The organism is Actinokineospora spheciospongiae, from assembly GCF_000564855.1.
GTDB lineage: Bacteria > Actinomycetota > Actinomycetes > Mycobacteriales > Pseudonocardiaceae > Actinokineospora > Actinokineospora spheciospongiae.
Window position 1 is genome coordinate 35,285 of record NZ_AYXG01000074.1, and the last position, 25,401, is coordinate 60,685.

At 73.8% G+C, this 25,401-nt stretch carries 24 protein-coding genes; 16 read left to right on the forward strand and 8 right to left on the reverse strand.

The window, feature by feature from the left end; translation table 11 throughout:
* Window position 1: 1 nt before the first annotated feature.
* The 5 genes from UO65_RS09695 to map all read left to right on the forward strand — a co-directional run bounded on the left by UO65_RS09695 (window position 2) and on the right by map (window position 6,097).
* Entirely contained in the window at window positions 2-1,222 is a 1,221-nt protein-coding gene (locus tag UO65_RS09695) for a M50 family metallopeptidase (protein WP_035280852.1), read from the forward strand.
* A 48-nt stretch (window positions 1,223-1,270) separates the two neighbouring features.
* Window positions 1,271-2,410, forward strand: coding sequence for a flavodoxin-dependent (E)-4-hydroxy-3-methylbut-2-enyl-diphosphate synthase (ispG, locus tag UO65_RS09700; protein ID WP_035281014.1), 1,140 nt, complete (start codon window positions 1,271-1,273; stop codon window positions 2,408-2,410).
* Between the two features lie 98 nt (window positions 2,411-2,508).
* Window positions 2,509-3,366 carry a GNAT family N-acetyltransferase gene (locus tag UO65_RS09705; protein WP_035280854.1) on the forward strand — a complete coding sequence of 286 codons (858 nt, stop codon included), beginning with the start codon at window positions 2,509-2,511 and terminating at the stop codon, window positions 3,364-3,366.
* Window positions 3,367-3,402: 36 nt separating this feature from the next.
* Complete coding sequence (locus UO65_RS09710) at window positions 3,403-5,205, forward strand: penicillin-binding transpeptidase domain-containing protein (protein ID WP_035281016.1); 1,803 nt, start codon at window positions 3,403-3,405, stop codon at window positions 5,203-5,205.
* A gap of 34 nt (window positions 5,206-5,239) precedes the next feature.
* On the forward strand, window positions 5,240-6,097 hold the full coding sequence (gene map / locus UO65_RS09715; protein WP_035281018.1) for a type I methionyl aminopeptidase: 858 nt from the start codon (window positions 5,240-5,242) through the stop codon (window positions 6,095-6,097).
* Here map and UO65_RS09720 read toward each other — a convergent pair.
* A complete protein-coding gene (locus UO65_RS09720; protein WP_035280856.1) occupies window positions 6,084-6,779 on the reverse strand; it encodes a hypothetical protein in 696 nt (231 codons plus the stop codon). The genes map and UO65_RS09720 overlap by 14 nt on opposite strands.
* 49 nt (window positions 6,780-6,828) lie before the next feature.
* Between UO65_RS09720 and UO65_RS09725 the strand changes: the two genes are divergently transcribed.
* Window positions 6,829-8,349: a cobyric acid synthase gene (locus UO65_RS09725; protein ID WP_035281020.1), complete on the forward strand. Its 1,521-nt coding sequence runs from the start codon at window positions 6,829-6,831 to the stop codon at window positions 8,347-8,349.
* 39 nt (window positions 8,350-8,388) lie between these two features.
* Here UO65_RS09725 and UO65_RS09730 read toward each other — a convergent pair whose 3' ends face one another.
* Complete coding sequence (locus UO65_RS09730) at window positions 8,389-9,063, reverse strand: FadR/GntR family transcriptional regulator (protein ID WP_181400183.1); 675 nt, start codon at window positions 9,061-9,063, stop codon at window positions 8,389-8,391.
* Window positions 9,064-9,176: 113 nt separating this feature from the next.
* On the opposite strand from UO65_RS09730, the gene UO65_RS09735 reads away from it, so the two are divergent.
* Entirely contained in the window at window positions 9,177-10,397 is a 1,221-nt protein-coding gene (locus tag UO65_RS09735) for an MFS transporter (RefSeq protein WP_052020957.1), read from the forward strand.
* A 41-nt stretch (window positions 10,398-10,438) separates the two neighbouring features.
* Here UO65_RS09735 and UO65_RS09740 read toward each other — a convergent pair whose 3' ends face one another.
* Window positions 10,439-11,821, reverse strand: coding sequence for a mycothione reductase (locus UO65_RS09740; RefSeq protein ID WP_035280858.1), 1,383 nt, complete (start codon window positions 11,819-11,821; stop codon window positions 10,439-10,441).
* A 42-nt stretch (window positions 11,822-11,863) separates the two neighbouring features.
* Complete coding sequence (locus UO65_RS09745) at window positions 11,864-12,400, reverse strand: YbhB/YbcL family Raf kinase inhibitor-like protein (protein WP_035280860.1); 537 nt, start codon at window positions 12,398-12,400, stop codon at window positions 11,864-11,866.
* A 228-nt stretch (window positions 12,401-12,628) separates the two neighbouring features.
* Here UO65_RS09745 and UO65_RS09750 point away from each other — a divergent pair, with 228 nt between their 5' ends.
* On the forward strand, window positions 12,629-13,723 hold the full coding sequence (locus UO65_RS09750; protein WP_035280863.1) for a M48 family metallopeptidase: 1,095 nt from the start codon (window positions 12,629-12,631) through the stop codon (window positions 13,721-13,723).
* An 85-nt stretch (window positions 13,724-13,808) separates the two neighbouring features.
* On the opposite strand, the gene UO65_RS09755 is transcribed toward UO65_RS09750, so the two are convergent.
* Together UO65_RS09755 and UO65_RS09760 are read right to left on the reverse strand one after the other, a co-directional pair.
* Window positions 13,809-14,138: a YnfA family protein gene (locus tag UO65_RS09755; RefSeq protein ID WP_035280865.1), complete on the reverse strand. Its 330-nt coding sequence runs from the start codon at window positions 14,136-14,138 to the stop codon at window positions 13,809-13,811.
* A 4-nt stretch (window positions 14,139-14,142) separates the two neighbouring features.
* Window positions 14,143-15,054: a M15 family metallopeptidase gene (locus UO65_RS09760; protein WP_233427510.1), complete on the reverse strand. Its 912-nt coding sequence runs from the start codon at window positions 15,052-15,054 to the stop codon at window positions 14,143-14,145.
* 122 nt (window positions 15,055-15,176) lie between these two features.
* Between UO65_RS09760 and UO65_RS09765 the strand changes: the two genes are divergently transcribed.
* Both UO65_RS09765 and UO65_RS09770 read left to right on the forward strand, forming a co-directional pair.
* Window positions 15,177-15,950 (forward strand): S1 family peptidase, encoded by a 774-nt coding sequence (locus UO65_RS09765; protein WP_035280867.1) that lies wholly within the window; start codon window positions 15,177-15,179, stop codon window positions 15,948-15,950.
* A gap of 12 nt (window positions 15,951-15,962) precedes the next feature.
* Window positions 15,963-16,406, forward strand: coding sequence for a GNAT family N-acetyltransferase (locus UO65_RS09770; protein WP_035280869.1), 444 nt, complete (start codon window positions 15,963-15,965; stop codon window positions 16,404-16,406).
* Between the two features lie 200 nt (window positions 16,407-16,606).
* On the opposite strand, the gene UO65_RS09775 is transcribed toward UO65_RS09770, so the two are convergent.
* The gene (locus tag UO65_RS09775) at window positions 16,607-17,773 is read right to left on the reverse strand and encodes an 8-amino-7-oxononanoate synthase (RefSeq protein WP_035280871.1); all 1,167 of its coding nucleotides are present in this window, start codon (window positions 17,771-17,773) and stop codon (window positions 16,607-16,609) included.
* 63 nt (window positions 17,774-17,836) lie between these two features.
* Between UO65_RS09775 and UO65_RS09780 the strand changes: the two genes are divergently transcribed.
* The 5 genes from UO65_RS09780 to UO65_RS09800 all read left to right on the forward strand — a co-directional run bounded on the left by UO65_RS09780 (window position 17,837) and on the right by UO65_RS09800 (window position 23,146).
* Window positions 17,837-18,805: a cobalt-precorrin-4/precorrin-4 C(11)-methyltransferase gene (locus UO65_RS09780; protein WP_084175428.1), complete on the forward strand. Its 969-nt coding sequence runs from the start codon at window positions 17,837-17,839 to the stop codon at window positions 18,803-18,805.
* Between the two features lie 48 nt (window positions 18,806-18,853).
* On the forward strand, window positions 18,854-20,041 hold the full coding sequence (locus UO65_RS09785; protein WP_035280873.1) for a bifunctional cobalt-precorrin-7 (C(5))-methyltransferase/cobalt-precorrin-6B (C(15))-methyltransferase: 1,188 nt from the start codon (window positions 18,854-18,856) through the stop codon (window positions 20,039-20,041).
* Window positions 20,042-20,273: 232 nt separating this feature from the next.
* The gene (locus UO65_RS09790; RefSeq protein WP_035280875.1) at window positions 20,274-21,062 is read left to right on the forward strand and encodes a S1 family peptidase; all 789 of its coding nucleotides are present in this window, start codon (window positions 20,274-20,276) and stop codon (window positions 21,060-21,062) included.
* Window positions 21,063-21,278: 216 nt separating this feature from the next.
* Entirely contained in the window at window positions 21,279-22,121 is an 843-nt protein-coding gene (locus UO65_RS09795; RefSeq protein WP_052020959.1) for an alpha/beta hydrolase, read from the forward strand.
* 137 nt (window positions 22,122-22,258) lie between these two features.
* Complete coding sequence (locus UO65_RS09800; RefSeq protein WP_152552040.1) at window positions 22,259-23,146, forward strand: hypothetical protein; 888 nt, start codon at window positions 22,259-22,261, stop codon at window positions 23,144-23,146.
* Between the two features lie 15 nt (window positions 23,147-23,161).
* Here the strand turns inward: UO65_RS09800 and UO65_RS37310 are convergent, their stop codons facing one another.
* On the reverse strand, window positions 23,162-23,392 hold the full coding sequence (locus tag UO65_RS37310) for a hypothetical protein (RefSeq protein ID WP_035280879.1): 231 nt from the start codon (window positions 23,390-23,392) through the stop codon (window positions 23,162-23,164).
* Between the two features lie 333 nt (window positions 23,393-23,725).
* Here UO65_RS37310 and UO65_RS09810 point away from each other — a divergent pair, with 333 nt between their 5' ends.
* Window positions 23,726-25,300: a DEAD/DEAH box helicase gene (locus tag UO65_RS09810; RefSeq protein ID WP_052020960.1), complete on the forward strand. Its 1,575-nt coding sequence runs from the start codon at window positions 23,726-23,728 to the stop codon at window positions 25,298-25,300.
* Window positions 25,301-25,401: the final 101 nt, after the last annotated feature.

The following is a 25,401-nucleotide window of genomic DNA, read 5'->3' on the forward strand; positions in this document are numbered from 1 at the left end:
CGTGGTGGTTTGGCTGCTGGGGCTGGTGCTGTTCGCGCTGGGCATCGGGCTGTCGGTGGCGCTGCACGAGGCGGGTCACATGCTGACCGCCAAGGCCTTCGGCATGAAGGTGCGCCGGTACTTCATCGGATTCGGCCCGAAGGTGTTCTCTTTCCGCCGGGGGGAGACCGAGTACGGCTTGAAGATCATCCCCGGTGGTGGTTTCTGTGACATCGCGGGCATGACGGCGCTCGACCCGGTGACACCCGAAGAGGCGCCCCGGGCGATGTGGCGCTACTCCACGTGGAAGCGCGTGGTGGTGATGTCCGCGGGTTCGCTGACGCACTTCGTCCTGGGCTTCATCATCTTGTACTTGATGGCCGTCACCATGGGTCTGCCCAACACCGACCTGCGACCGATCGTCGGCGCCACGGCGTGCGCCGTGCCGACTCAGGACCGGGTCGAGTTGACGCTGCCCGAGTGCGGTCCGAACGACCCCTCGCCCGCCGCGGCCGCGGGCATCCAGGAGGGTGACGAGATCGTCGCCGTCAACGGCGAGACCGTCTCCACCTGGAAGGACATGGTCGCCAAGGTGCGCGGCCTGAGCGGCCCGAACCGGTTCGACGTCGTCCGCGACGGCGAGCGGCGTACCGTGACGATGGACGTGGCCACCGTCCAGCGGGCCCAGGTGGAAGCGACCAAGGGCAGCCAGGACAACAGGTTGGAACGCGTCGGTGCCGTCGGTATCTCGCTCAGCGACAGCGTCCCCTACAGCGGGGGCGCCGCCCTGGGGGGGACGCTGGTGTTCACCGGGGACATGTTCGCCAAGACCTGGGAAGGTCTGATGAACTTCCCGAAGAAGATCCCCGCGGTCGTCCGGGCCATCGGCGGCGAGGACGACCCGGAGCGGCCGGTCAGCGTGGTCGGCGCCAGCGTCATCGGCGCCGACGCCGCCGAGCAGGGCATCTGGTCGATCTTCGTGCTGATGCTCGCGGCGCTGAACTTCTTCGTCGGCGTGTTCAACCTGCTGCCGCTGCTGCCGCTCGACGGCGGGCACATCGCGGTGGTGCTCTACGAGCGGGTGCGCGACGCCCTGCGCAAGCTGCGCGGCAAGGCGCCGGGCGGCCCGGTCGACTACAACAAGCTCGCGGGGGTCACCATGGTCTTCGTCATCCTCGGCGGCGCGGTCGTGCTGCTGACGGTGACCGCCGACGTGATCAACCCGATCCGACTACCCCAGTAGCTGTTCGCAGAGAGGTCAGAAGAGACGATGTCCGACGTGATGCTCGGCATGCCGCCCATGCCGCCCCCGGTGTTGTCGGAGCGCCGCAAGACCCGGCAGTTGCAGGTGGGGTCGGTGGGCGTGGGCAGCGAGCACCCGATCTCGGTGCAGTCGATGACCACCACCCTGACCTCGGACGTCAACGCGACGCTGCAGCAGATCGCCGAGCTGACCGCCGCCGGGTGCGACATCGTCCGGGTCGCCTGCCCGTCGCAGGACGACGCGGCGGCCCTGCCCGCGATCGCGGCCAAGTCGCAGATCCCGGTCATCGCCGACATCCACTTCCAGCCCAAGTACGTCTTCGCCGCGATCGAGGCCGGGTGCGCGGCGGTCCGGGTCAACCCGGGCAACATCCGCAAGTTCGACGACCAGGTCAAGGAGATCGCGCAGGCGGCCAAGGACCACGGCACCCCGATCCGCATCGGCGTCAACGCCGGGTCCCTGGACCCCCGCCTGCTGCAGAAGCACGGCAAGGCCACCCCGGAGGCCCTGGCCGAGTCGGCGCTGTGGGAGGCGTCGCTGTTCGCCGAGCACGACTTCCACGACCTCAAGATCTCGGTCAAGCACAACGACCCGGTCGTGATGATCCGGGCCTACGAGCTGCTGGCCGAGCAGTGCGACTACCCGCTGCACCTCGGCGTGACCGAGGCGGGCCCGGCGTTCCAGGGCACGATCAAGTCGGCGGTGGCCTTCGGCGCGCTGCTGCGCCAGGGCATCGGCGACACCATCCGGGTCTCGCTGTCCGCGCCGCCGGTCGAAGAGGTCAAGGTCGGCATCCAGATCCTGCAATCGCTCAACCTCAAGCAGCGCAAACTGGAGATCGTGTCGTGCCCGTCCTGCGGGCGGGCCCAGGTCGACGTCTACACCCTCGCCGAGCAGGTCACCGCCGGGCTGGAGGGCCTGGAGGTCCCGCTGCGCGTCGCGGTCATGGGCTGCGTCGTCAACGGCCCCGGCGAGGCCCGCGAGGCCGACCTCGGCGTCGCCTCGGGCAACGGCAAGGGCCAGATCTTCGTGCGCGGCGAGGTCATCAAGACCGTGCCGGAGGCCCAGATCGTGGAGACGCTGATCGAAGAGGCAATGCGCATCGCCGAGGAGATGGGCGAACCGGTCGACGGCGAGACCGGCGCACCGGTCGTCAGCGTCGGCTAGCCCGCCGAAGCCCCGGTTCGGGCACCGGTGACGGGGCTCGGCCGGGGTTGGGTGATCCTCGGATTTCGGACCCGGGGATTGTCTGGCAGTCTTGAGGGGTGTTGCGGCTGGCAGGAGCGAGGCTGCTCGACGAACGGGATGACCAGGCGGTGCGCGCCGTGCTGACCGCCGATCCCGTGGCGTCCTGCATGGTCGCGTCGCGGGTGGAATCGGTCGGGTTGGACCCGTGGCGCCTCGGTGGCGAGGTGTGGGGGTGCGACCCGCGCGGGCTGCGCGGGGGTGGGCGGCTCGACGCGCTGTGCTTCGCCGGGCCGAACCTGATCCCGTTGCGGGGCAAGCGGTCGGCGCTGCGGGCGTTCGCCGACCGGGCGGTGCGCAGGCGGCGGATGTGCTCGTCGATGGTCGGACCCGCCGAGCAGGTCCTGGGGCTGTGGGCGGAGTTGGAGAACGACTGGGGCCCGGCCCGCGAGGTGCGGGCGGACCAGCCGCTGATGGCCATCTCCGAGCCGCCCCGGGTCGCGCCCGACCCGCTGGTGCGGCCGGTGCGGCCGGAGGAGCTGGAGCGGTACCTGCCCGCGGCGATCGCCATGTTCATCGAGGAGGTCGGCATCGACCCCCGGGTCGGTGACGGCGGGGCGGGCTACCGGGCCCGGGTCGCCGAGCTGATCGCGGCCGGGCGGGCGTTCGCCAGGTTCGACGGCCGCGACGTGGTGTTCAAGGCCGAGATCGGGGCGCTGTCCGGTGCCGTCGGGCAGATCCAGGGCGTGTGGGTGCACCCCGACCGGCGCGGTGAGGGGCTGGCCGGTGGTGGGACCGCCGCGGTGGTCAACCGGCTGGTCACGACCATGGGGCGCACCGCCAGCCTCTACGTCAACGCCTACAACACCCCGGCCCGCGCCGTCTACGACCGGGTCGGGTTCACCCAGGTCGGGCAGTACGCCACGGTGCTGTTCTGACCCGACCCTGACGTGGGTGCGGGCATACTCGTCGCCGTGCGCGCCTCCCTCCGCCGTCCCGCGGCCCTGCTCACCGCCCTGCTCGTCGCCCTGCCGCTGTCCGCGTGCGGGGTGTTCGGTTCCGAGACCGGCCCGGAGCAGGCCGCCCAGCAATTCCTGGCCGCCTTCGCCGGGGGTGACTCGGCGACGGCCTCGCAGCAGACCGACTCGCCGGAGTCGGCGCGGGCGCTGATGGACAAGGTGCGGACCGCGCTCAAGCCCTCGACCGTGATCGCCAGGGTGGACAAGGTCGACACCGGCCAGGGCACGGCCAGGGCCGCCTTCGAGATCACCTGGGACCTCGGCCGCAACCGGCGGTGGACCTACGACAGCTCCTTCGACCTCATCGGCGGCGACGACGCGTGGAAGGTCCGGTGGGCGCCGACGGTGCTGCACCCGGAGTTGGGCGCGCAGCAGAGCCTCGCCGTGGAGGACTCCGAGGCGACCCTGGCGCCGGTGCTCGACCGCGACGGCACCCCGGTGCTGAACCCGGAGCGGGTCGTCTCGGTGCTGTTCGACCAGGCCGAGGCGGGGGACGCGAACGCCATCGCCGGTCAACTGGCGCAGGCGTTGTCCGGGATCGACCCGACGATCACCGCGCAGAGCATCCTCGACGGCGCCAAGGCGGCGGGCGCGGGCGGCTACCAGGTGGTGGCGCTGCGCGACGCCGACTACCAGAAGGTCAAGTCGCTCATCTACGACCTGCCCGGCGTCCGCTTCCCCGCCGAGTCGCGGCTGCTGCCCGCCGACCGCGCCCTCGCGCCCACCCTGATGCCCGCCGTCCGCAAGGTGATCGAGGACCAGGTGCAGGGCAAGGCCGGGTGGCGGGTCTACACCGTCGACAGCGCGGGCAACGAGAGCCAGGTGCTGCACGACAAGCCCGCCGAGCCTGCCAAGGCGGTCAGCCTGGCGCTGAGCACCCGGGTGCAGCAGGCCGCGCAGGCCGCGATCGCGGGCGAGGCCACCCCGTCGATGCTCGTGGCCATCCAGCCCTCCACCGGCGACCTGCTCGCCGTGGCGCAGAACGCCCCGGCCGACGCGGCGGGCCAGCTCGCGCTCACCGGCCGCTACCCGCCGGGCTCCACCTTCAAGATCGTCACCGCCGCGCAGGCCATCGCGGCGGGCACGGTCACCGGTGAGACGCCCCTGGGCTGCCCGCCCGCGATCGTGGTCAACGGCCGGGAGATCCCCAACAGCGGCAGGTTCGACAAGGGTGTCGTCCCGCTGCGCAGCGCCTTCGCCTTCTCCTGCAACACCACCTTCGCCGACCTGGCCACCAGGATGGGCGCGGGCGACCTGACCGCCATGGCGAAGAAGCTGGGCCTGGGCCTGGACTACGTGGTGCCCGGGATCACCACCATCACCGGTTCCGTGCCCGCGGCCTCGGACGTCAACGAGCGCGCCGAGGACGGCTTCGGCCAGGGCAAGGTCGTGGCCAGCCCGTTCGGCATGGCGGTGGTCACCGCCACCGTGGCGTCCGGGTCGGTGCCCAAGCCGGTGCTGGTGCGCGGGGCCGAGACCCAGGTCGACGAGCAGCAGGAGCCGCTGCCCGCCGCCGTGCTGGAGCAGGTGCGCGGCATGATGCGCGAGGTCGTGGCGGGCGGCACCGCGGGCGCGCTGGCCCCCTACGGCGACGTGCGCGGCAAGACCGGCACCGCCCAGTTCGGCGACGGCACGCGCTCGCACGGCTGGTTCGTCGGCTACCGCGGTGACCTGGCGTTCGCCGTGCTGCTCACCGACGTCGGCCAGTCCGGCACCGCGGTCGCCGCGACCGGCCGGTTCCTCGCCGCCGTCGGGTGACACCCCGATCGGGGGTGGTCGTAATGTGGTGACCATGTCCGTGCGTACCCCGTTGAGCCCAGGAGTGCAGGCCCCGCGCCGTGCCGTGCCGTCGTCGATCGTGCGGCCGGAGTACGTGGACAAGCCCGCGCCGCGCAAGAACACCGACCCGCACGTGCAGCCGCCCGAGGTCGTCGAGGCGATGCGGGTGGCCGGGCGGATCGCCGCGCGGGCCCTGCGGGCCGGTGGCGAGGCGGTCAAGCCGGGGGCGACCACCGACGACATCGACGCGGTGGTGCACGAGTTCCTGCTCGACCACCACGCCTACCCCTCGACCCTGGGCTACCGGCGCTTCCCCAAGTCCTGCTGCGTCTCGCTCAACGAGGTCATCTGCCACGGCATCCCGGACTCGACGGTGATCGAGGACGGCGACATCGTCAACATCGACGTCACCGCGTTCATCGGCGGCGTGCACGGCGACACGAACGCCACCTTCCTCGCGGGCGAGGTCGCCGAGGAGAACCGGCTGCTGGTGGAGCGCACGCACGAGGCCACCATGCGCGCGATCAAGGCGGTCCGGCCCGGCCGCCAGCTCAACGTGGTCGGCCGGGTGATCGAGGCCTACGCCCGCCGCTTCGGCTACGGCGTGGTCCGCGACTTCACCGGCCACGGCATCGGCCGCTCGTTCCACAGCGGCCTGGTCGTCCTGCACTACGAGGACACGAACGTGCGCACCGAGATCGAGCCGGGCATGACCTTCACCATCGAGCCGATGATCACCCTCGGCGGCATCGAGTGGGACATGTGGGACGACAACTGGACCGTCACCACCAAGGATAAGAGCTGGACCGCCCAGTTCGAGCACACGGTCCTGGTCACCGACTCCGGCGCGGAGATCCTCACCCTGCCGTGACCGGGCCGATCCCGAGGTCGGCGAACACCTCCAGCACGGCGCGCGCGACCGGCCCCGGTGTGGTCGCGCACGCCAGGTGGTGCAGGTCCAGGTCCCGGGTCGGCCACCCGTTCGCCCGCGCCTCGACCAGGTCGGCCGGGTGTGACAGGCCGACGTACCCGGTCGGGCCGGTCCACGGCACGCTCGGCCGGGCCTCCTTGAGGTAGGCGTGCGGCACCTCGGGCAGCTCGTCGACGATCGCCGCCCGCAGTCCCGGCTCGGCCACCAGCCCGGCCGCGCCCTCGCCCCACCGGCCCTCGTCGGCGCGCATCGCCGCGTACCGGGCGGGGTCCAGCTCGCGCAGGCTCAGCCCCGGCGTGGGCAGCTCGGCGTCGAGGTAGACCAGCGCGGCCACGTCCAGCCCCCCGGCGTCGGCCAGCTCGTCGGCGAACGCGGGCAGCAGCGGCCCGGCCCCGCCGTGCCCGACCAGGGCCAGCGGCCCGGCCAGCCCGGCCTCGGACACCGCGTCGGCGAACGCCCCGATCAGCCGCTGGTGCACCGGCGGCGCCACCACGCTGGGCAGCAGGTCCAGCAGGAACGCGGGGTGGCCGGACCCGGCGAGCGCGTCCGCGAGCGGGCGCAGGGTCGCCGGACCCAGGTAGGGGCTGTGCACCAGGACGGCGGTGACCGATGCGGCGGGCATGACCGGGATGATGGCAGCCGGGTACGACGAGCGGGGAGGCAACGCGCGGATGGTCGGAGCACTGCTGGTCGCGGGCACGACGTCGGACGCGGGCAAGAGCGTCCTCGTCGCCGGTCTCTGCCGCTGGTTGGCCCGCCGCGGGGTGCGGGTGGCGCCGTTCAAGGCGCAGAACATGTCGAACAACTCGATGGTCACCCCGGACGGCGGTGAGATCGGCCGGGCGCAGGCGGTGCAGGCCGCCGCGTGCGGCCTGGAACCGTCGGTGCGGTTCAACCCGGTGCTGCTCAAGCCCGGGTCCGACCGCAGCTCGCAGGTCGTGGTGCTGGGCAGGCCGGTGGGGGTGGCGAGCGCCGTGTCCTACCGGGAGCGCAAGGCCGAGCTGATGACGACCGTGCTGGACACCCTCGCCGGGTTGCGCGCGGACTACGAGGCGGTGGTGTGCGAGGGCGCCGGGTCGCCGACCGAGATCAACCTGCGCGCCACCGACATCGCCAACATGGGCTTGGCGCGCGCCGCCGGGCTGCCGGTGCTGGTGGTCGGCGACATCGACCGCGGCGGGGTGTTCGCGCACCTGTTCGGCACCCTGGCCCTGCTCGACGCCGCCGACCAGGCGCTGGTCAGCGGGTTCGTGGTCAACAAGTTCCGCGGCGACCCGGCGCTGCTCGACCCCGGGTTGGTCCAGTTGCGCGGGCTGACCGGCCGCCCGGTGCTGGGGGTGCTGCCGTGGCGGGAGGAGCTGTGGCTCGACGCGGAGGACTCGCTGTCCTACACCGCTGACGGGGTCGTCGGCAGGCCCGCGCCCGCGCTGGGCTCGCAGTGGCTGCGGGTCGCGGTGGTGCGGCTGCCGCGCATCTCCAACGCCACCGACGTCGAGGCGCTGGCCTGCGAGCCGGGGGTGTCGGTGCGGTTCGTCACCGAGCCGTCGCGGCTGGCCGACGCCGACCTGGTGGTGCTGCCCGGGTCGAAGTCCACCGTGGCCGACCTGGCCTGGCTGCGCTCGACCGGGCTGGCCGACGCGGTCGCTGCGCACGCCGCCAAGGGGCTGCCGGTGCTGGGGATCTGCGGCGGCTTCCAGATGCTCGGCGCGCGCATCGAGGACCGGGTGGAGTCCGGCGCGGGCGTGGTCGACGGGCTGGGCCTGCTCGACGTCGACTTCGAGTTCGCCGAGGAGAAGACCCTGACCCGCCCGACCGGGACCGCGTTCGGCGTCCCGGCGACCGGTTACGAGATCCACCACGGCCGGGTCGTGCGCACCACCCTGCCCGGCCTGTTGACCCTCCCCGACGGAACCGGGGAGGGCGCGGTGTCCGGCGCGGTCCTGGGCACCCACTGGCACGGCCTGCTGGAGGACGACGGCGTGCGCCGCGCCCTGCTGCGCCGCGTCGCCGCCTGGTCCGGCCGCGACGGTTTCCTCGGGGCCGACGACGTCTCCTTCACCGCCGCCCGAGCCGCCCAGCTCGACCTGCTCGGCGACCTGGTCGCCGAGCACCTCGACACCGACGCGGTGCTGCGCCTGCTCGACCGGGGAGCGACCCCCGGGCTGCCGTTCGTGCCGCCGGGCGCGCCCTAGACCACCGGGCACCGCCACCGATGTCCCGGCGGCGGGTGCTCAGTCGGCCTCGATGCCCGCGATCAGTTCGTCGAGGAAGCCGCCCGCCTCAGCGGCCGCGCGGTCGGCGTCGCGCTCGCGGATGGCGGTGAGCAGGCCGCCGTGGTCGATGTCGGCGTTGCGCGGGGTGGCGTCGACCGTGCTGGCGACCGAGGCGCGGACGATCTCGGTGAGGCCGGAGTACAGCTCGGCGAGCAGGGCGTTGTGCGAGCAGCGCACCACGGCGATGTGGAAGGCCGCGTCCTGGTCGACGCCCGCCTCGTAGTCCTTGGCGACCATCGACCGGTCGCGCCGGGCGAGCAGTTCGGTCAGCTCGGTCAGGTCGGCGTCGGTGCGGTGCTCGGCGGCCATCCGGGCGCCCTCGACCTCCAGGATGCGCCGGACCTGGAGCACGTCGCGCAGCTCGGTGCCCGCGAGCCTGCGCACCGCGCCGGAGAACTCGCTGGTCGCCCGGACGAAGGTGCCGTCGCCCTGGCGGACCTCCAGGAGACCGGCGTGCGAGAGGGCGCGGACCGCCTCGCGCACGGTGTTGCGGCCCACGCCGAGGGCGGCGACGAGTTCGGGCTCGGTCGGGATGCGCTCCCCGACCTTCCACTCCCCGCCTGCGATGGCCGAACGCATCTGTTCGATCACCTGGTCGACGAGGCCCGATCGCCGGGTAGTGGCCAGCGGCACAGCGCCATCCTCTCGGTCAAACATCCTACGTTTGTCATACTCGGTCCATGACGGTCCAGCGCTGCCCGCAGTCGCCCACGGGTGCCCAGGTCGCCGGGAACGTCAAGAGTGCCATGGACACCCTGTCGCACAGTGGGCCATCAGGACGCAAGCTCGGGGCGGGACGTCGCAACACCGCGCTGGTCGGCACTCCGCTGCTGGTCGCGGGCGTGGCCTGCGCGGCGGCGAACCTGCGCCCCGCCGTCACCAGCCTGGCCTCGGTGCTGGAGGAGGTCCGGGTCTCGGTGGGCGCCGGGGAGACCTGGGCGGGCCTGCTCACGGCCGTCCCCGCGGTCTGCTTCGGCGCCGCGGGCGTGCTCGCCCCCAAGGTCGGCCGGTCGCTGGGCGTGGCCCGCGCGATCGGCGCGGCGATGGCGGTGCTGACCCTGGGCCTGCTGCTGCGCGTCCTCGATGGCCCGTGGGTGGTCTTGGCGGGCACGCTGGTCGCCTGCGCCGGGATCGCGGTGGGCAACGTGCTGATCCCGGTCGTGATCAAGTCCGCTTTCCCGCGGCGGGTGGGCGTGGTGACCGGTGTGTACACGGCGGCGCTGGCCGCGGGCGGCGGCCTCGGAGCGGCCCTGACCTCCCCGCTCTCGACCGCCCTGGGCGGCTGGCGCGGCGCGCTGGCGGCGTGGGCGCTGCTCGGTGCCGGGGCGCTGCTGGTGTGGTCGGCGGGCGCCCGCCACTCCGACACCGAGGCCGACGTCGCCGCGGCGGCGGTCGTGGGCCGGTCGCTGCTGCGCAACCGGCTGGCGTGGACGGTGACGGCGTTCTTCGGCCTGCAGGCCCTCGTCGCCTACACCGTGATGGGGTGGATGCCCGAGCTGTTCGTCGACGCGGGCCTGCACCGCGACACGGCGGGGCTGATGCTGGCGATCACCAGCCTCATCGGGGTCCCGGTGAGCCTGCTGGTGCCGCCGCTGGCCGCCCGCGCCCGCGACCAGTCGGCCTGGATCGTCGGCATGACCCTCATCGGCGGGGTGGGCGTGCTGGGCCTGTGGCTGGCGCCCGCCGCGGCGCCGCTGCTCTGGGCGGTCCTCGTCGGGGTGGGCATGAGCGTGTTCTCGCTGGCGGTGATGGTCATCTCACTGCGCACCGGCAACGCCGCCGACACCGCCACGCTCTCGGCCATGGCGCAGAGCCTCGGCTACCTGATCGGCGCCCTCGGCCCGTTCGCGTTCGGCTCCCTGCACTCGCTGACCGGCGGCTGGACCGCGTCACTGGTGCTGATCCTGGCCGTCATCGCGGTCCAGGCGGTGGTGGGTCACGCCGCGGGCCGGACCCGCACCGTCTGACCGCCCCCGGCCGGTCCGCTGCCGGACCGGTCGGGGCGGGATCAGTCCAGCGGCAGGTTGAGCAGGGCGTTCTCGATCAGCTCGGGCATCGCCGGGTGGACCCAGTACTGCCCCCTGGCCATCGACCTGGCGTCCAGGCCGAAGCTCATGGCCTGGATCAGCGGCTGGATCAGGGTGGGTGCCTGCGGGCCGAGGATGTGCGCGCCGAGCAACTGCCCGGTCGCCGGGTCGGCCAGGAGCTTGGCGAAGCCGGTGGTGTTCTCCATGGCCCAGCCGTAGGCGATGCCCGCGTAGTCCTGGGTCGCGGTCACGTACCGGACGCCCCGGTCGAGCGCCTGCTGCTCGGTGAGGCCGACCGAGGCGATCTGCGGTGCGGTGAACACCGCGTGCGGGACGAAGCGGTGGTCGGCGGCCACCAGGTCGTCGGGGTGCAGCAGGTTGTGCTGCACGACCCGCGCCTCGTGGTTGGCCACGTGCTTGAGCTCCCACGGGGAGCTGATGTCGCCCAGCGCCCAGACGCCCTCGGCGGTGGTCCGCTGGTACTCGTCGACCACCACGTGCCCGGACCCGGTGACCTCGATGCCGCCCCTGTCGACGTCGAGCCGGTCGGAGTTGGGCGTGCGGCCGGTGGCCAGCAGCAGCACCTCGCCCTCTGCGGTCGTGCCGTCGTCCAGCTCCACCAGGACCCCGGTGTCGGTCTTGGCGACCCGGCGGACCTGGCGGCCCAGCCGCAGGTCCCAGCGCTGCCGGGCCAGCTCGGTGAACCGCTCGCTGATGTCGCGGTCCTCTTGGCGCAGCAGCACCCCGCCGCGGGCGACCACGGTGACCTCGACGCCGTAGGCGGAGAACACGTGCGCGAACTCGGCGGCGATGAACCCGCCCCCAATCACGACCATCCGAGCGGGCAGCTTCTCCAGGCGCATCACCGTGTCGCTGGTGTGGTACTCGACCTCGTCGATGCCGGGGATGTCCGGGACCACCGCCCGCCCGCCCGCGGCGAGCACCACGCGCTCACCGGAGATGGTCACCGGGTCCGACCCGTCGTTCGGGGTGATCTCCAGCGTGCGGTCACCGGTGAACCGGGCCTCACCCGCGAACACCGTCACGTTGGCGTTGTCCGGGTGGTCGGTCCGGTACTCCCGGCCGCCCGCGGCGATCGGGTCGATCCGGCCGAAGACCCGGTCGCGGATCTGCGGCCAGTGCACCGCGTCCAGCGTCTCGTCGACCCCCAGCTTCGACGACGACGACGGCATCAGCGCGATGTCCGCGGTGTGGACGAACATCTTGGTCGGGATGCAGCCCACGTTGAGGCAGGTCCCGCCGAACACCCCGCGTTCCACCAACGCCACCTTCAGACCCGCGAACCGCGGGTCGAGGAGCGAGTTGCCGGAGCCGGTCCCGATGATCACCAGATCGAAGCGCACGCCTCATCCAACCCCATCGACCGGCTCCGGCATTCCCCGCCGTCAGTGCCGGTAGGTCGGGGTCAGCACGGCCCGCCCCAGGGTGTGGAAGGCCAGGTTGAAGCTGACCACCGCCGGGCTGGTCGAGCCGTCGACCTCCAGGGCGTCCACGTCGACCGCGTGCACCACGAAGTAGTAGCGGTGGTCCTGGTCGCCCTGCGGCGGCGCGGCCCCCGCGTACCCGTGCGCGCCCATGTCGTTGGCCACGTGGAACGCGTCCCCGGGCAGCGACGCGTCGTCGGCGCCCGCGCCCCGCGGCAGGGAGGTGGTCTCGGCGGGGATGTTCACCGCGACCCAGTGCCAGAACCCGCCGGGGATCGGGGCGTCCGGGTCGAAGCAGGTGACGACGTAGCTCCTGGTGCCCTCGGGGGCGCCGCTCCACGACAGCGCGGGGGAGGTGTTCGCGCCGTTCGCGGAGTCGTGCACGTGCGCGAGGTCGAGCTTCGCGCCGTCGGCCACGTCGTCGGAGGTGACGGTGAACGAGGCCACGGCGGGCAGCAGCTCGTACGGGTCGGGCGCGACCGGGCGGTCGAGGCTCATGCGCTCCTTCTTCCTGGCTGGTCCGGTCGGCGGGTCCGGCTGACCCGCCGACCGCGAATCTAGTCGCGCCGGGCGACGCCCGCGTGGTCGCGACCGCCGCCTGTGGACAACTCGGCCGGGGCTCAGGGTCATCCCCGATATCCCCCCGGGGTTGTGGACAAATCGCCCCCCGATTCCCCGAACCGGCCTACTGTGGTGGCGAATCCAAGGGGAGAAACGGGGAACACAGTGACCGACAGTCCGGACAACGGTGTCAACGACGTGAACGAGGTCTCGCAGTCGTCGACGCGGGTGCGCTTCGCGCGCATCAGCCCGCGCGCGTACGAGCACCCGGTGGACCGGGGCGCGATGGCCACGCTGCGCGCGGTCCCCGGTGTCTCCGAGGTGCTCAAGGGCGCCGCGGGCCTGTTCTCCGAGCGCGGCGAGCGGCTGATGGCCCTGGCCTCGGCGATCCGGGTGGGGGAGAACCAGTACCCGAAGCTCGACCGCCTGCGCAACGAGTGCGCGGAAACCCTCGACCTCGACGTCGTCCCCAAGCTCTTCGTCGAGCGCAACCCGGTGGCCAACGCCATGACGGTGGGCATCGACGAGCCGTTCATCGTGCTCACCACCGGCCTGGTCGAGGCGCTGGACACCGAGAGCCTGCGGTTCGTCATCGGCCACGAGATGGGCCACGTCCTCTCCGGGCACGCGGTGCTGCGCACCCTGCTGATGCGCCTGCTGCACCTGCAGTTGACCATCGCCTTCCTGCCCGCGGGCGCCCTCGCGCTGCGCGCGGTCATCGCCGCCCTGCGCGAGTGGTTCCGCAAGGCGGAGCTGACCTGCGACCGCGCGGGCCTGCTGTGCGCCCAGGACCCGGCCGCCGCCCTCCGCACGCACGTCTACCTCGCGGGCGGCACCGACCTGACCCAGATCGACATCCCCTCGTTCCTTCAGCAGGCGCGCGAGTACGAGGAGGTCGACGACATCCGCGACAGCATCCACAAGCTGCGCAACGTCGAGGGCATGAGCCACCCGTTCGCCGTCGTCCGCGCCGCCCAGCTCCAGCGCTGGGCCGCCTCGGCGGAGTACCGGGCCATCCTCGCGGGCGAGTACCCCCGCCGCGACGACGACGCCCCCACCAGCAACCTGGGCGACGACATGAAGTCGGCGGCCAAGTCCTACAAGGATTCCTTCAACAACTCCACCGACCCCCTGGTGAAGATCCTCAACGACGTGGGCGGCACCCTCTCCAACGCCGCGGGCAAGGTCTTCCGCGGCTTCGGCGGCAACGGCGGCAACGGCGACACCACCGCCGAGCAGGAGCCGACCCCGAAGAGCTGACCGGGTTGTGGGGGCGGGCCCGCAGGACCGCGGGCCCGCCGCTGCCGCGCGGTGCGGGCACGGCGTCGTCGTGGCCCGCGCCGCGTCAGCGCGGCGCGTACATGATCAGCACGACCCCCACCAGGCACACCGACGCCCCCAGCACGTCCCACCGATCCGGTCGGAACCCGTCCGCCACCACCGCCCACAGCAGCGACCCCACCACGAAGACCCCGCCGTAGGCGGCCAGCACCCGCCCGAACGCCGCGTCGGGCTGCAACGTCGCCACGAACCCGTACGCCCCCAGCGCCACCACCCCGCCGAGCACCCACACCCAGCCCCGGTTCTCCCGGATGCCCTGCCACACCAGCCACGCCCCGCCGATCTCCGCCACCGCCGCCAACACGAACAGCAGCACCGACTTCACCACCGTCACGCTGTCACCGCCCCAGTGCGGAGAAGTGCTGGATGTCCTTCGGCGACGACCACTCCCCGCCCCACGACCACCCGATCGCGGCGAAGGCCCGCACGGCCGTGTCCCCGGCGAACACCATGCCGGGTCGGCGGTTCTTTCGGTCCACATAGGACGATGCCAGTTCCGGCAGCACCAGGTCCCCCTGGATGTAGGGGTTGCAGAACGGGTTGACGTCCAACGCCAACCCGTAGGCGTGCGCCGACCACGACGACAGCTTCCTGCCCTTGCGGCAGACGAACGCCCCGGTGTTGTTCCCGTCCCCGGTCGGCGCCAGGTCCAGCTCCGGCGCGGCCGTCACCCGCATCTCCTCGATCGGGAAGCGCTCCGCGTACAGCGCCCGGAACACCCCCGCCACCCCCTCGGCGGCCGAGGCGTTCACGATCATCTCCCCGGTGTGCGCCTTGCCGTCGAACCCCCAGAACGACATCGTCAGGTACCGAAGCTGCGCCAGTGCCACCGGGCACCCCGGCTGCCAGGTGCTGCGCGCCACCACCGCCTCCGGAACCGGCGCCACCGTCACCGCGAACCGGCCGTCCACGGGCGGTGGGAGCAGGTCGGCGGTCGGCAGCGCCCGGTCGGCCAGCACGGCGGGGGTCGGCAGCACCTGGCCGAAGCCGTCCGGCCGCAACGGCAGCGGTGTCGCACCGACCACCCACGCCGGCGCGGCGGTGGTGGTCGGCGGTGGGGGAGCCGAAGTCCGGGGCGCGCCGGTCGCCGACGGCGGCGCGGCGGTGGTCGGCGCTGCCGCGGCGGTCGGAGCGGGTGGGTCGGGGGAAGCCGCGGCCGCTCGCCCCTGCTCCTCCGGTGTGGTGCAGGCGCCCAGGACCAGGGCGACCGACAGGGCGGTGATCAGGCGGTCGAGCGATCGGCGGAACACGGGACCAGGATGCACCACCTGCCGAGTCCACCCGGTCGGGTGACAGCGCGGAGGAACCATTCGGGGGCGCGACGGCCTAGGCTGTCACGCAAAGTCGCCCACTCTCACGCACAGGAGTCGAGATGCGATCCTCCACGCGCCGGGTGTTCGGCGTCGTCGCCGCGGTCGCCGTCCTGGCCACCGCCGCCGCCGCCCTGCTCGGGCCGTTCACGGCCGACGCGGGCCAGCAGATCGTCGGCGGCCAGCGGGTCGGCATCGCCGACCACCAGTACGCCGTCTACCTGACCACCGCCGACGGCTTCCAGTTCTGCGGCGGCACCCTCGTCGCCCAGGACAAGGTGCTCACCGCCGCGCACTGCGTGGCCGCCCGCTCGGCGGAGAACCTGCGCGTGGTGTCCGGCCGGGAGGACAAGAACAGCACCGAGGGCGTCGTCTCCCCGATCAGCAAGCTCTGGGTGCACCCCCAGTTCACCAAGGTCACCGAGGGCAACGACGTGGCCGTGCTCACCCTGGCGAAGAAGGTGCCCAGCACCCCGCTCCCGCTGGCCACCGACCCCGACGGCTACGCCGCGGGCACCAAGGCCACGGTCCTGGGCTGGGGGCGCACCTCCGAGGGCGGCGCCACCTCCCGCTACCTGATGGGCGCGCAGGTCCCGCTGACCTCCGACACCACCTGCGCGGGCGCCTACACCGACTACGACGCCGCCACCATGGTCTGCGCGGGTCTGCCGGAGGGCGGTGTCGACACCTGCCAGGGCGACTCGGGCGGTCCGCTGGTGATCAGGGGCAGGCTCGCGGGCGTCTCGTCCTGGGGTGTGGGCTGCGCCGAACCGGGCAGGCCGGGGGTCTACGCCAGGGTCGCCGACTTCATCCCCGTGATCACCGCGCAGTTGTGATACCCAGGCGGGGTGACTGAACTGCGCGTCGCGGCAGGCCCCGAGCTGACCGCCGCCGAACTGCACGGACTCCTCAGGCTCCGGTGCGACGTGTTCGTCGTGGAGCAGCGGTGCCCGTACCCCGAGGTCGACGGCCTCGACCTCGACCCCGACACCCTGCACCTGTGGTGGCAGCCCGGCGCGGAACCACTGGCCTGCCTGCGGGTCCTCGGTGCGCCCGGCGCGGTCCGCCGGATCGGCCGGGTCTGCACCGCCGAGGCGGCGCGCGGCACCGGTCTGGGCGGCAGGCTGATGGCCGCCGCCCTGGAGCACATCGGCGGCGACGAGAGCGAACTGCACGCCCAGGTCACCGCCCAGGGCCTCTACGCGCGCTTCGGCTACGCGCCCGAGGGCGAGCCCTACGACGAAGACGGCATCACGCACGTCCACATGCGCCGCCCCGCGATCCCGCGGTAGCGAGCGGGTGCAGCGGCGGAACCGGCTCCCCTGCCTCGGCGGACCCCTGGTCGGCCGCACCAGGCTCCCGCACCCGGAGGACTGCCCCGGTGCCGCGGTAGGAGGTCCACACCGGGGAATCACCGTCCCGATGCTCGAAGCCGTTCAGGGTGTCCTGACCGCGCCGGAACGCCCGTGGCCCGGGAACCGCTCCAGGTCGCTCAGGGCTTCGGCGCCGTGCGGGTGATCACGTCCACCGCGCGCTCCAGCTCCGGTTCGGTCAGGTCGGCGCGCGCGGTCAGCCGCAGCCGGGAGACCGAGTCCGGCACCGACGGCGGCCGGAAGCAGCCGACCCACACCCCGGCCGCGCGGCAGTCCTCCGACCAGCGCAGCGCCGCGTCCGCCGACGGCGCCCGCACCGACACCACGGCCGAGGCCGGGTCGCTGACGGTGAGCCCGGCCTCGCGCAGCCGCACCGCCAGCGTCATCGCGTTGGTCAGCACCCGCTCGGCGCGCTCGGGCTCGTCCTTGAGCGTCGTGAGCGCGCTCAGCGCCGCCGCCGCGCTGCCCGGGGCCAGCCCGGTGTCGAAGATGAAGCTGCGCGCGTTCTCCACCAGGTGCCGGATCACCTTGCGCGGCCCCAGCACCGCACCGCCCTGCGAGCCCAGCGCCTTCGACAGCGTCACCGTGGTCACCACGTCCGGCGCGCCTGCCAGCCCGGCGGCGTGCACCGCGCCGCGACCGCCCTCGCCGAGCACCCCGAGGCCGTGCGCGTCGTCGACCAGCAGCGCCGCGCCGTGCTCACGGCAGGCGCCCGCCAGCTCCGCCAACGGGGCCAGGTCGCCGTCCACGCTGAACACCGAGTCGGTCACGTACACCGCGCGCTCGGTCTGCTTGGTCGCCAGCGCCCGCGTCGCGGCGGCCACGTCGCAGTGGCCCACCACGGCCACCTGGGCGTGGGAGAGCCTGCACCCGTCGATCAGGGACGCGTGGATGTTGGCGTCGGTCACGATCGAGCAGTTCTTGCCCGTCAGCGCGGTCACCGCGGCGAGGTTGGCGGTGAACCCGGAGGAGAACACCAGCGCCGCCTGGGTGCCGCAGAACCGGGCCAGCTCGAACTCCAGCTCGCTGTGCAGCTCGGTGCTGCCGGTGACCAGCCGCGACCCGGTCGACCCGGTGCCCCAGCGCAGCGCCGCCGCCGCGGCGGCCCCGCCGACCCGCTTGTCCCTGGCCAGCCCCAGGTAGTCGTTGCCCGCGAGGTCCAGCAGGTCCGAGTCCGGCCGCCGCGGCCGGAGCTGCCTGCTCAGGCCCGCGCGCTTGCGGTCCTCGGCGTGCGCGTCGAGCCAGGACAGCGCCTGCTCGCCCGGGATGGGTCCGTCGGGGTTCACGCGTGCGAGTCTGGCACCGGGCCGGTGGCGGGCGGGCACCCGGGCAGGCGATACGGTCACCGCATGCGTGCCGTGGTGAGTTTCGTGGGAGCCGGGCCCGGAGCGGCCGACCTGATCACCCTGCGCGGGGCGGCCCGGATCGGTGCCGCCGACGTGGTGCTGTTCTCCCCCGCGGCGGTCGACCCGACCTGGTTGCGCGAGCAGGCGCGCGCCGACGCGGAGCTGGTCGACGTGACCCGCCTCGGCGCCGACGAGCTGCTGGAGGTCTACCGCACGGTGGGCAGCAGGCTCGGCCGCGTGGTGCGCCTGCTGGCCGGTGACCCGGCCCTGGTGCCGGACCTGCGCGAGCAGCGCGAGACCTGCGAGAAGCTCGGGCTCGACGTCGAGGTCGTCCCCGGGGTCTCCCCGGTCTCGGCCGCCGCCGCGTCCACCGGCACCACCCTGGTCGAACCCGGGGCCGACACCGTGGTGAGCGTCGAGGGCGTCGAGTCGGTGCGCGAGCTGGCGTCGCCGGGGCGGACCCTGGTCGTGCACGCCCCCGCCGCCCGCGCCGCCGACCTGGCCGAGGCGCTGCTCGCCGCGGGCCTGGAGGGCGACGTGCCGGTGACGGTGGCCTACAAGGTCACCTGGCCGTCGGAGGCGGTGCTGCGCACGACCGTCGCCGAGCTGGCGGCGGAGGTGAAGAAGGCCAACCTCTGGCGGCACGCGCACTTCCTCGTCGGCGACACCACCCGCGCCCGCCCCCGCCCGGGTTACCGGGTCGTCGAGGGCGACCAGCCCGCCCGCTGGACCGCCCGCGCCCGCAGGCCGAAGGTGGCGGGCGAGGCCCGGCAGACCTGGACCCGCCGCGGCGGGTCCACCGCCGAACCCGAGGCGCAGCAGGCGGAGCCGGTGGTCGAGCAGCAGGGTGCGGAAGCGGTGCAGGCGGAGGAGAAGGCGGTCGCGGTCAAGCGCGGCACCAAGGCGGCGGCGAAGAAGCCCACCGCCCGCAGCCCGCGCACCCCGGCCCGGCGCGGGGCGAAGAAGGCCTGACCGCCCGCGCGTTCCCGACCCCGGGGGCGGCGTGGTCGAATACCGCGCATGACGGTGACGGTGATCGGACTCGACCGGCAGGGACTGCCGCCGGGGGCCGGTTCGGTGTTGGCGCAGGCGCGCCTGGTGGTCGGCCCCCGGCACCTGCTGGAGCGGCACGTGCCGCCGGACCGGGCGACGCTCGACAGCAGCGGTGGCCTGCCGGTCGACGACATCGCCGTGGCCGAGGGCCCCACCGCCGTCCTGGTGGCGGGCGACGCCGGGTACTTCGGCGACCTGCGGGCGCTGCGGGCGCGCAAGCTCGACGTGGTCGCCTGGCCGTCGGTCACCGACGTGCAGCGGATGGCCGCGCTGGTGAAGCGGCCGTGGGACGACATCGCCGTGGTCAGCGCCCGGGGCCGCGACTTCCGGCACGCGGTCAACGTCTGCCGGGCCCGCAAGGCCGTCGCCGTGCTCACCGCCCCGGGCGCCGGTCCGGCCGAGCTGGCCCGCGAACTGGACGGCTGGCGGCGCAACATCGCGGTGCTCGAACACGTCGGCAGCCCGGGCGAACGACTGTCCATCTTGGACGTCAGCGAGGCCGAGCGGCGGGTCTGGCGGGAGCCGAACCTGGTGCTGTGCCTGGCCTCGCTGGACAGCATCGGCCAGGACGGCTGGATCGCGGGCGGCGACCCGGTGCCCCCGGTGGGCGGCTGGGCGCTGGAGGACAGCGCGTTCGCCACCCGGACCGGGGTCGGCCTGGCGCCGGAGGTGCGGGCGCTGGTGCTGGCCCGGCTCGCGCCCCGACCGGGGGCGCTGGTGTGGGACGTGTGCGCGGGGTCGGGCGCGGTGGGCATCGAGGCCGCCCGGCTGGGCGCGGCGGTGATCGCGGTGGAGCGCGACTCCGGGCTGTGCGTGCGGATCGTGGCCAACGCCGGGGCGCACGGGGTGGACGTGCGGCTGGCCGACGGGGAGCCCACCAGGGTCCTCGGCTCGCTGCCGCGGCCGGACTCGGTGTTCGTCGGCTCCTCGCAGCCGGAGGTGGTGCGCGCCTGCGCCGCGGCGGGCGCGGAGCGGGTGGTCGTGCTGGTGCCCGAACCGGACCGGCTGGGCGGCACGCGGCGCGCGCTGGCCGACGCCGGGTACGCGGTGCGCGGGTGCCAGCTCTCTGTGGCCGAACTCCTCGCGCTGCCCGACGACACCACCGGTTTGCAGCCGTCTACGGCGACTTTCCTGCTGTGGGGCACGCGCGCCTGAGAACGCGGCGGGATCTGCCCGTGCCCAGCCGATCGACCCCTCCCCGGCGAAGTCCATCCGAAAGTCGGGTCGGTCCAGAACCCTCGATGCCCAGGTCGACAGCCACCTCGGCATCCCCTTCACCCGATCGGCTCAGTTCTTTCGCGGGTGTCGTCTGACCGTGACCGGCCGGTAGCCATGGGTGGACGCCCGGGAACGCCCTCCCGGTCGACCGGCACGAAGGAGAAGGACCATGGCTGAGGCAAGGCGGTTCACCCGCCTGATCGGGGTTGCCGCAGCGGTGCTCGCGGCGGCTGCCGCCGCGACGGTGTCGACCGCGCAGGCCGATCCCATCACGCCCTACGTCGTCGGCGGCGAGGCCGCCGACATCGCCGACTTCCCGTACACCGTCGCGCTCACCACGCCCGACGGCTTCCAGTTCTGCGGAGGCTCGCTCGCCGCGGCCGACAAGGTGGTGACCGCCGCGCACTGTGTTGAGGGCACCTCGCCGTCGGAGATCGAGGTCGTCTCCGGGCTGACCGACCTGACCGCCGCCGGTGGCGAGACCGCCGAGGTGACCGACGTCTGGGTGCACCCGGACTACAGCGACCCGGCGATCAGCGCGGACGTCGCCGTGCTGACCCTGGGCAGCGACCTGTCCGCTCCCCCGATCGCCGTGGCGGGTCCCGGTGACGAGGACCTCTACGCGGCGGGCACCGACACCACCGTGCTCGGCTGGGGCACCACCTCCGAGGGCGGTTCCGCCTCCGACACGCTGCTCAAGGCGTCGGTTCCGGTGACCTCCGCGGCCGACTGCGCCACCGCCTACGGCTCGGACTTCATCGCCGACTCGATGGTGTGCGCGGGCGTCCCGGGCGGCGGCGTGGACTCCTGCCAGGGCGACTCCGGCGGCCCGCTGGTCGCGGGCGGCAAGCTGATCGGCGCGGTCTCCTGGGGCGAGGGCTGCGCCCGCCCGGGCAAGCCGGGCGTCTACACCAAGCTCATCACCTTCTCGGCCGACATCCAGGCCCGGTTGGGTTGAGCCCGCCACCGCCGCGGGGAACCGGTTCCCCGCGGCGGTGCCCGCCCGGTTCTCGGACAACCCTCAGGAATCGACAAAAACAATGCCGCGGGGTTGTGGCTCGGTTAGTCGCCGTCGCGCGTCGGGCGGCGGGTGTGGGCTTTTTCCCACGCAGCCCCTAGGGTCGTTGGCCGCCCCATAAGATCACCGCAGGGGACCGTGACGAGCGGAGAACTTGTGAACGCTGCGCGAACTGCACGACTGTCCCGACGGGCCCTGCTGTGGGGTGGTGCCGGTCTGGGGGCGAGCCTGATCGCCGGGTGCCAGCGGGAACCGGCGACCCCTGGGGCGGGCCCGGACCTGCTGCGCAGCAGCCCGCCGACGACCGACGCCGCGCCGGTGGTCACCGCGCGGAACCTGTCCACCGCCCGCTACCGCGAGGTCGACTTCGTGGTCATCCGCCCCGGCGGCGTGCCCGCCGCGCCGATGCCGGTGTGCGTCGCGCTGCACGCGGACCTGCGCGGTGCCAAGAGCTTCGTGTCCTACGGCGTGCAGCGGATGCTGACCGACCTGGTCGCCGGGGGCGCGACCCCGTTCGCGGTCGCGGCGGTCGACGGCGGCAACTGGGTGGGGCACAAGGACGACGACCCGCAGCGGATGCTCACCGAGGACCTGCCCGGCTGGCTGGAGCGCCAGGACCTGGCGGGCACCCCGTTCGCCGCCGTCGGCATCGACGAGGGCGGCGCGGGCGCGCTGCACCTGGCCCGCACCCCCGGCCTGTCCGCGGTCGCCGCGATCAGCCCCACCCTCTTCGACACCTGGTCGGACGCCGAGCGCTCCAAGGTCTACCGGCAGCGCGAGCAGTGGGAGGACGTCGAGCCGCTGCGCCACGCCCCCGAGTACGCCAACCTCCCGGTCGGCGTGTGGTGCGGCAGCCAGGACCGCGACTACCTGCCCACCAGCAAGGCCTTCGCCACGGCCGTGGGTGCCACCGCCACCTTCACCGCGGGCGGGCACGACGACGCCTACTTCACCCGCGCGCTGCCCGAGGCGCTCAAGTTCGTCGCGGGCTACCTGTAGGTTGGGTGCGGCGGGCACCCACCGGGGGACGTGGGCCGCGCGACGCTGGGCTGCGGGGTTCGAGCAGCGGAAACGGGCACCGGGAATGGGCAGAGGGACATGGGCACTGGGGACATGGGCACTGGGGACCGGACACGATGACTGAGCCCGGCGTGGGCACGCCGCACGGGGAGCCGCTGCGGCTGGGTGTCGTCCCGTTGCGACCGCTCGCTCTCCACGACCTCGTCGAGGGCGCGTACCTGGCGGTCCGCCGCAACGCGGGCGCCCTGCTCGGCTTCACCCTCGGCGTGCTGCTCGCGGTGGAGCTGCTGCATTGGCTGCTCAGCACCCTCGTCCTCGGCTCGGTCCCGTCGGCGTCGGCCGTGCCCACCGACGGGACGGCGAGCTGGGAGCAGCTACGCCCGCTGGTGATCGACTACCTGCTCTACCTCGGCCTCGGTTCAGTGTTCGGCCTGTTGATCACCGGCGTGGTGACCGTCGTGGTCACCCGCGCCGTCTTCGGCCACCGCACCGGTCTGGGCCCCGCGCTGGCCGAGACCGGTCGGGCGCTGCCCAGGTTGCTGGGCGTGCTGCTGGTCGAGGCCCTGCTCATCGGGCTGATCGCCTTCGCCAACATCGCGCTGCTGGCCGTCCTCGGCCCGGTCGCGGTCCTGCTGACGATGATCACCCTGCCCGCCGTGGTCTACCTGGCCATCGCGTTCACCTTCGCCCAGTCGGTGGCCGTGGTCGAGGAGGTGTCCCCGGTGGCGTCGCTGAGCCGCTCGCGCGAACTGGTGCACGCGGTGGGCTGGTGGCGCGTCCTCGGCGTCACCGCCCTGGTGGTGCTGGCGGGCGGGCTGCTCGCCGCGCTCGCGCAGGCGCTCTTCGCGCAGATCAGCGGCGGCAGCACGGTGGCCGACCTGCTGGCGGTCGCGCTGGTGGGCACGGTGCAGGCCGGTTTCGGCGGTGCCGTGCTCTGCCTGCTCTACGTCGACCACCGCGCGCGCGTCGAGGGCATCGACGGCCTCTGGCACAAGGCGGGCTGAACCCGCCCGACCGTCCTACAGCACCGGTGCGACGTGGACCGGGCGGGCGCTGTCGGGGGCCTCGCTGTCCTCGTCCAGGCCGAGCATCCGCAGCAGGGTCAGGCAGTCCTCCGGGTCGGTCGCGTAACCGGCCACGGTGCGCGCCGCGCGAATCCGCTGGGCCGTCATGCCCTCCCTGGCGTCGGTCCTGGCCTGGTTGAACTCGTCGGCGGCGCCGCGCGTGACGTCGGTGTCGCTGACCGTCATGGGTACTCCAAAGGGGGTCTACGGCACCGCGTGCGGGTGCCGGGAGGGTGTCGTCGCAAGGGGGGAGCCGGGACCGGGCGTCGGCCGGGGCGGTGTCGCCGCCGCACGCCGGGGTGCTGGCGGGAAAAACACTACCCCACCCGCGATCCGGCCCCCATCGCGGCGTTCCCGGTAGGATGGTGGTGACGGCGGCCCCACCGGTCGCCCGTCCCACGTCGGTCCCCTGCGCCGCGGCCGGGTTCCGCGCCGAGCAGGACGGCGACCCACCACAATCTCGATGATCACCGCCGACCAGGCATGACATCCCGAGTCCTCTACGTTCGGAGACGCCCCATGGCGGCCAGCCGCCCCGGTTCCACCCCTTCCGCCGAGCCCGGTTTCGCCGAGCTCGGTGTGCCCGCCGAGCTGGTGTCCGCACTGGCCGAGGTGGGCGTGCACGCGCCGTTCCCCATCCAGTCCGCCACCCTGCCCGACTCGCTGGCGGGCCGCGACGTGCTCGGCCGGGGCCGCACCGGCTCCGGCAAGACCTACGCGTTCCTCATCCCGGTCCTGGCCCGGATCGCCGCCGTGGCGGGCAGGCCCCGGCCGGGCAGGCCGCGGGCGCTCGTCCTGGCCCCGACCCGCGAGCTGGCCACCCAGATCCACGACGCGGCCGCGCCGCTGGCCGCCGCCCTGGGGCTGCGCGCCACCACCGTCTTCGGCGGGGTCCGCCCCGGCCCGCAGGTCACCGCCCTCAAGGCGGGCGTCGACCTGCTCGTCGCCTGCCCCGGCAGGCTGGAGGACCACCTGGCCGAGGGGCACGCCCGGCTCGACGACGTCGCCGTCACCGTGCTCGACGAGGCCGACCACATGGCCGACCTGGGCTTCCTGCCGGTGGTCCGCAGGCTGCTCGACCGCACCCCGCCGTCGGGCCAGCGGCTGCTGTTCTCCGCGACCCTGGACAACGGCATCGACGTCCTGGTCCGCCGCTACCTGACCGACCCGGTCACCCACAGCGTGGACTCGGCCCAGTCGCCCAACGCCGCGATGACCCACCACGTGCTGCACGTGGACGGCACCCACCGGCTGCCGGTGCTGGTCGACCTGGCCTCGGCCCCCGGCCGCTCGCTGGTGTTCACCCGCACCCGCCGCGGCGCCACCCGGCTGACCCGCCAGCTCGTCGCCGCGGGCGTGCGCGCGGTCGAGCTGCACGGCGACCTCGGCCAGCAGGCCCGCACCCGCAACCTGACCGCGTTCGCCGAGGGCACCGCCCCCACCCTGGTCGCCACCGACATCGCCGCCCGGGGCATCCACGTCGACGACGTCACCCTGGTCATCCACGCCGACCCGCCGGTCGAGCACAAGGCCTACCTGCACCGCTCCGGCCGCACCGCCCGCGCGGGCGCCGCGGGCACGGTGGTCACGCTGATGACCGACGAGCAGGTGGAGGACGTCCGCGCCCTGACCCGCAAGGCGGGCATCAAGCCCACCACGACCAAGGCGGGCCCCGGCCACCCCCTCCTGGCCGAGTTGGCACCGGGCGAGCGGGTGCTGGTCGAGGTCTCCGAACGCGCGGCGACCCCGCGCAAGCGCCCCGGCAAGCCCCGCGCCGACAAGCCGGTGGGCGACAAGAGCACCGACTCCGGGACCACGGCGGCGGGCTCGCAGCGCTCCGGCGGCCAGCGTTCCGGCGGTCAAGGCGGCCGAGGCAGGCAGCGCGCGGGCGGCTCGGGCCGCGCGGGCACCGCGGCGGGCTCGGCGCGCACCGGCACCGGGTCCGGTCGGACGGGCTCCGGCCGCTCGGGCGGCTCCACGCCGAGGGCGGCGGAGCCCAGGGCCGAGTCCTCCGGCCAGGGTGGCGGTCAGAGCAGCAGCGGTGGTGGGGCGGCGGCGTTCTCCGCGCGGTCCGGCTCGGGCCGCAGGCGGTAGGACCCGCTCCACTGCCGTGACTCCCCGGGGCCTGCCGCCGGTTCTCGGAACGGTCGGTCGTCGCCCTGTGCCCGCTGTGGACCGATGGTGGGCTGTGGGAC

What these genes read in the sequence shown, in the direction of transcription:
- ispG (WP_035281014.1), top strand. Translation starts at nt 1,271, where the DNA reads ATGCCGCCCATGCCGCCCCCGGTGTTGTCGGAGCGCCGCAAGACCCGG.
- map (WP_035281018.1), top strand. Translation starts at nt 5,240, where the DNA reads ATGTCCGTGCGTACCCCGTTGAGCCCAGGAGTGCAGGCCCCGCGCCGT.
- UO65_RS09720 (WP_035280856.1), bottom strand. Translation starts at nt 6,779, where the DNA reads ATGCCCGCCGCATCGGTCACCGCCGTCCTGGTGCACAGCCCCTACCTG.
- UO65_RS09725 (WP_035281020.1), top strand. Translation starts at nt 6,829, where the DNA reads ATGGTCGGAGCACTGCTGGTCGCGGGCACGACGTCGGACGCGGGCAAG.
- UO65_RS09735 (WP_052020957.1), top strand. Translation starts at nt 9,177, where the DNA reads ATGGACACCCTGTCGCACAGTGGGCCATCAGGACGCAAGCTCGGGGCG.
- UO65_RS09745 (WP_035280860.1), bottom strand. Translation starts at nt 12,400, where the DNA reads ATGAGCCTCGACCGCCCGGTCGCGCCCGACCCGTACGAGCTGCTGCCC.
- UO65_RS09765 (WP_035280867.1), top strand. Translation starts at nt 15,177, where the DNA reads ATGCGATCCTCCACGCGCCGGGTGTTCGGCGTCGTCGCCGCGGTCGCC.
- UO65_RS09780 (WP_084175428.1), top strand. Translation starts at nt 17,837, where the DNA reads ATGCGTGCCGTGGTGAGTTTCGTGGGAGCCGGGCCCGGAGCGGCCGAC.
- UO65_RS09785 (WP_035280873.1), top strand. Translation starts at nt 18,854, where the DNA reads ATGACGGTGACGGTGATCGGACTCGACCGGCAGGGACTGCCGCCGGGG.
- UO65_RS09790 (WP_035280875.1), top strand. Translation starts at nt 20,274, where the DNA reads ATGGCTGAGGCAAGGCGGTTCACCCGCCTGATCGGGGTTGCCGCAGCG.
- UO65_RS09800 (WP_152552040.1), top strand. Translation starts at nt 22,259, where the DNA reads ATGACTGAGCCCGGCGTGGGCACGCCGCACGGGGAGCCGCTGCGGCTG.
- UO65_RS37310 (WP_035280879.1), bottom strand. Translation starts at nt 23,392, where the DNA reads ATGACGGTCAGCGACACCGACGTCACGCGCGGCGCCGCCGACGAGTTC.
- UO65_RS09810 (WP_052020960.1), top strand. Translation starts at nt 23,726, where the DNA reads ATGGCGGCCAGCCGCCCCGGTTCCACCCCTTCCGCCGAGCCCGGTTTC.